We start from the raw sequence: 4,855 nt of genomic DNA, 5'->3' as shown, positions 1-4,855 counted from the left end.
GCTCTGGCCGTGGAATGGTCCAATCCTGATGACAGAACGTGGTTGTTTAAGCTGCGCGCAAATGTGCGGTTTCATGATGGTACTCCTTTGCGGGCCCGGGATGTCCAATTCAGTTTAGAACGAGCTCGCAAGGATCGAGCGTCTAGTCTGATCAGTTCTCTCGCGGTCCTGCAACGCGTGGATGTCGTTAGCGAAAATACAATCCGGATTGTCACCCAGAAACCCTACAGCATTCTCTTAAGCCGGCTCGTAGACATCTGGATACTTCCACAAAAATTCTTTTCAGAGCAGCCGCGACCTCCGCGGGAAATTCCCGGAACCGGTCCGTACCGGCTGGCCAAATGGAAACCGGGAGAATTTGTCGAGCTTTTCGCAAATCAGGATTACTGGGGAGGCAAACCAGCCATAGACCTGGTTCGTTTTGCTGCGGTTCCTGATTTAAGAGCGCGGCTCAACATGCTCAAGCAGAATCAAGCTCAGATCATTCCATTATTAGAACCGGAAGCCTTAACGGATCCGATGTTTCAGGAGACTGCGAAAGTCAAAATCCACAGCACTCCCGGGCTCACCGTACTTTTTCTTGCAATGGATGTGAAGCGCGAAAAAACACCTTATGTCAATGTTTCTTCCAATCCGTTCAAGGATTTTCGTGTGCGAAAAGCGATCTATCATGCAGTCAATGTCAGAAAAATCGTGAATGAAATATTGCGCGGAAACGCAATGGAAGCATCCCAGCTCACCGCGCCGAAAGTATTCGGCCATAATGCGGCCATTCGCCGGCTGGATTATGATCCGGCTCTTTCCAGAGATCTTCTCAAACAAGCGGGATATCCTGCCGGCTTTGCTGTTCGTTTTGATGTAACCAACAACCGCCATCGAAATGATCTGGAAATTGGAAAATCGATTGCGGCCGATCTGAAGGAGGTAGGAATTCAGGCGAATTTGAATGCGGTCGGAATCGAGGTTCTCGAACAAATGCGTGATCGCGGCGACTCCTCATTTCAAATGATGGGCTGGACACTTCCCAGCACTGATGCGAGCGGCACTCTGGATTATCTGGTGCATTCAGCCAACCCGGAAACAGGTTACGGAATTCAGAACGTCTCCGGCTACAGCAATCCGGACGTTGATCGGATGATAGAGGACAGCGCGGGAAAAATCGAACCGGCCGAGCGCGCGAGGTTGCTGGAAAAAGCGATGGAAGTTTGCATGAATGAGCTTCCGTACATCCCTCTGCATGTGGAAAACAGCGTTCTGGCTTCGCGACAAGAGGTGCAATTTGAGCCGAGGTCCGATGAATATCTTTACATCAAGTCGATGCGATGGAACAGGAAAGGCAAATGATTGATGGAAGTGTAATAGATGCGATACGCGCTGCCGTAGAAAAAGATCCGGAGAATCAAGCTCTCCGCTTGCATTTAGCCACGCTACTTTTTCAAAATGCGCAGGCGGCTGATGCGCTTCAGCATTGCAAACACCTCTTGTTGCAAAAACCGGATGATCTGCAGGTGCTTGCACTGGCAAGGGACTGCGCAATGGCGGCAAATGATCCTGTTTCCGCTGAACGTTACGGCAAAATTCATTTCGCTTTGTCCGCGCAAGAGCCGGCTCCGCAAAATGAATCCGGCGCGCAGGCTTCTGCGAGCGAGCCAATCAACGAACTTGGAGGCGCTCTGCGAGTGGTTCGCGGGGGAGTCGAACCGGACGGTGCCATCGTTGAATCGGAAAAACCCACCATCACTCTTGCTGATGTTGCAGGAATGGAGGAAGTAAAACGGAGATTGAATCTTGCATTTCTGGCTCCGCTGAAAAATCCGGCGATACTGAACCTCTATGGTAAGTCGTTGCGCGGCGGTTTGCTTTTGTATGGCCCACCCGGTTGTGGAAAGACATATATCGCGCGCGCAACCGCAGGCGAGTTAAAAGCGAAATTCATTCCGGTGGGGCTGAGCGATGTGATGGATATGTGGCTGGGCCAGAGTGAGCGAAACCTTCATGAAATCTTTGAGCTGGCCCGAAGAAGCCAGCCCTGCGTTCTGTTCTTCGATGAAATCGATGCACTCGGAAGAAAACGATCTCTGATGCGCCATTCTTCAGAACACAACATTGTGAATCAGTTGCTCGCTGAAATGGACAGCGTTCAAAACAATAATGAAGGAGTCTTTGTTCTTGCCGCAACAAACCATCCGTGGGATGTGGATGTTGCCCTTCGCAGACCCGGGCGTCTGGACCGCATTCTGCTGGTGTTGCCGCCTGACAGAACCGCGCGCGAAGCAATCGTTCATCTCAATCTGCGCGGCAAACCCGTGGAAAAAGATCTCGATGTCGCGTGGATTGCCGGTCGAACCGAAGATTTCTCCGGCGCCGATGTTGCGCATCTGTGCGACTCGGCTGCCGAAGTCGCGATTGAAGATTCGCTGAAACAAAACCAGGCGCGCGCCATAACCATGTCCGATTTCAAGAAAGCCCTCAAAGAAGTAAAATCGACAGCCCGTTCCTGGTTTGAAATCGCAAAGAACTACGCTCTGTTTGCGAATGAAGGCGGATTATACGACGATCTTGTCGACTACCTTCGCATGAGAAAATTCCTTTAAGCTCCTGCCGCGGCTTGTTGACAAAAACTACACATGCCGATTTTGATCCCCAAAAATTCGAGAAGAAGCAATGAAGTGTAGTTTTTGTCAACAACAAACAGGAACGAAACAGAGGGGATTGCGCTGGCATCAAACTTGCCTAAACCGGAGCCTAATGAAAATCGAACAACAAACCCTTAAAAAGATGTTTCTGCTCTGCGTAATCCTCTATCTTTGTGTGCCGCTTTGTCTGCAGGCAGACTCGGCAATCAAAGACGTAAAAATCTCTCGACCCTTCTTCAATCCCGGTATCAATGAAAACATCGCAATTGAATTTCAATCAGCAGTGGATGGATCGTTAACGCTCCTCGTACTGGATAGAGACGCGTACCTTGTTCGAACGCTGGCTAAGGAAAAATGGATCGCCGCCGGCGAGCATTCATTTATTTGGAATGGGCGGAGCGATGAAGGAACGATTGTTCCGGATGAAGCCTACTCAATTCATATGGAATTGATTTCTGGTGGAAAAACGTTCAGGTATGCTCCGGCAGAGAAGCCTCTTGGCGAAGTGAAAGCGGAAGTCGGATACTATGATCGCCAGAACAAGATCCTTACCTATAAACTTCCTGAACCTGCCAGAGTGCACATCCAGGCCGGATCCGCAGTCGTTGATCCGAAAACAGGAAAGGGAGTGGGGCCGGTTTTGAGGACATTGGTCAATCGCGAAGCCAAGACCAGCGGAGCTCTAATCCAGCATTGGACAGGCTACGATGAGTCAAATTCTATTTACGTTCCCGACTTACCAAATTTTGTTTTTTCGATCTTTGCAACTGCACTACCGGAGAATTCAATCCTTACGACAGCAAATCGAAACATCACATTTGTGGATTCAATTGCCGGCAGAAAAGGTGAACCGTTGTACCAAAATGTTACGCAGGATCATCACCATCATAGCGGCCTGACTACGTTGTCAGACATATCACCACCCATGATTTTAACTGTGAATGCAACCTGGTCGGACAACGAAAAAGCCTGGATCGTAAAGGAAAAAGTGGTTGAGGTCACTGGTCGTTTGGAGGGTCCAACTGTAGCTCACTTCATAAAACAACCCGGATCGATTGGTGTTTTTGTCAACAATCGAATGGTTTCAAAGATCGAGGCGCTTCAAACTGAATTCCTGCTGAAGGTTCCGGTAGAAAACTTATCTCAAGGCTTTCACTACATAGCAATCAACGCTGGAAGCGAATTTGGTCCGGTCTCAACCAATTCGTTCCGAATCAAGATATCCGGACGGAAGAAATCATAATGGGATGGAAAATGCGACGCAGTAAAACTCTCAGCTTTAGTGGAGTCATTCTTGTTTTACTATTTTTTTGTGGTTCAGCTCATTCACTCGATGTATGCGGCACGGTTTCCGGAACATGGACAACTTCCCAGAGTCCTTATGTCGTGACCTGCTCGGTGACAGTTAACAGCGGTGTTACTCTGACAATTGAGGCTGGAGTCACGGTCAAATTCGCATCAGCAACGCAGTTAACGGTTAACGGAACGCTGATTGCAATCGGGACCGCCGCCAATCCAATTACGTTCACTTCCAACGCAGCAACCCCAACGCCTGGCAGCTGGCGTTCTATTTATTTTGCGTCACCCGCCGATGTAATAAACAGCCGATTATCGTATGCCAATATTTCCTATGGCGGCGCTACCGACCCTGGTTCAGTTACGATGAATGGTCCTTATACCGGCTCCTGGATAACCATAGACCATTTGACTGTATCCAATTCTTCCTCCAGTGGAATCTATATAGGCAATGCAAATTACGTGACAGTTGATTCTTCTACCATAAGCAATTGTTCCGGAGCCGGCGTTACCATTAATACCGGCGGACAGGTAACCAATTCCACGATCACCGGCAACGGCACATACGGAATCAATTACACAGGCTACGCGTGGGGTCCCCTTTCCAACAACACGATCAGCAACAACGGAAACTATGCGATTGGAGCAGATTCAGCGACTCGTATTGACTCTCTGGCATCACTGACCCTGACTGGAAACGGAGGCGGCACTAAAAACGCGGTTGGGTTGCGGCCAGGAAACACGATTGCAGCTGCTGTTTGGCATTCGGGAGCTCCCTGGGAGATTTTGGGCACAGTCACCATTCCTTCCACCGCAACGCTCACGATTGATCCGGGAGTCACAGCAAAGTTTGCATCGGGAACTCAATTATTGGTAAACGCAAAGCTGATCGCAATCGGCACAGCCGGTAGTCCAATTACGTT

4 protein-coding genes are annotated in these 4,855 nt (G+C 49.4%); all 4 read left to right on the top strand.

All coding sequences use genetic code 11. From position 1 onward, the window contains the following. On the top strand, positions 1-1,344 hold a 1,344-nt coding region (locus tag L0156_24450), incomplete at its 5' end, for an ABC transporter substrate-binding protein (GenBank protein ID MCI0606150.1). Then, positions 1,341-2,594: an AAA family ATPase gene (locus tag L0156_24445; GenBank protein MCI0606149.1), complete on the top strand. Its 1,254-nt coding sequence runs from the start codon at positions 1,341-1,343 to the stop codon at positions 2,592-2,594. The genes L0156_24450 and L0156_24445, both read left to right, overlap by 4 nt. 154 nt (positions 2,595-2,748) lie before the next feature. Next, on the top strand, positions 2,749-3,879 hold the full coding sequence (locus tag L0156_24440) for a hypothetical protein (protein ID MCI0606148.1): 1,131 nt from the start codon (positions 2,749-2,751) through the stop codon (positions 3,877-3,879). 11 nt (positions 3,880-3,890) lie between these two features. Further along, the coding region (locus L0156_24435; protein ID MCI0606147.1) for a right-handed parallel beta-helix repeat-containing protein at positions 3,891-4,855 on the top strand (965 nt) is incomplete at its 3' end.

The sequence above is a fragment of the bacterium genome, from assembly GCA_022616075.1.
GTDB lineage: Bacteria > Acidobacteriota > HRBIN11 > JAKEFK01 > JAKEFK01 > JAKEFK01.
Note: the sequence above shows the minus strand (reverse complement) of the source record. Positions and strands in the feature narration are given on the sequence as shown.

Bases quoted from the DNA above. Each gene is read 5' to 3' on its own strand.
- L0156_24445 (MCI0606149.1), top strand. From the start codon at position 1,341: ATGATTGATGGAAGTGTAATAGATGCGATACGCGCTGCCGTAGAAAAA.
- L0156_24440 (MCI0606148.1), top strand. From the start codon at position 2,749: ATGAAAATCGAACAACAAACCCTTAAAAAGATGTTTCTGCTCTGCGTA.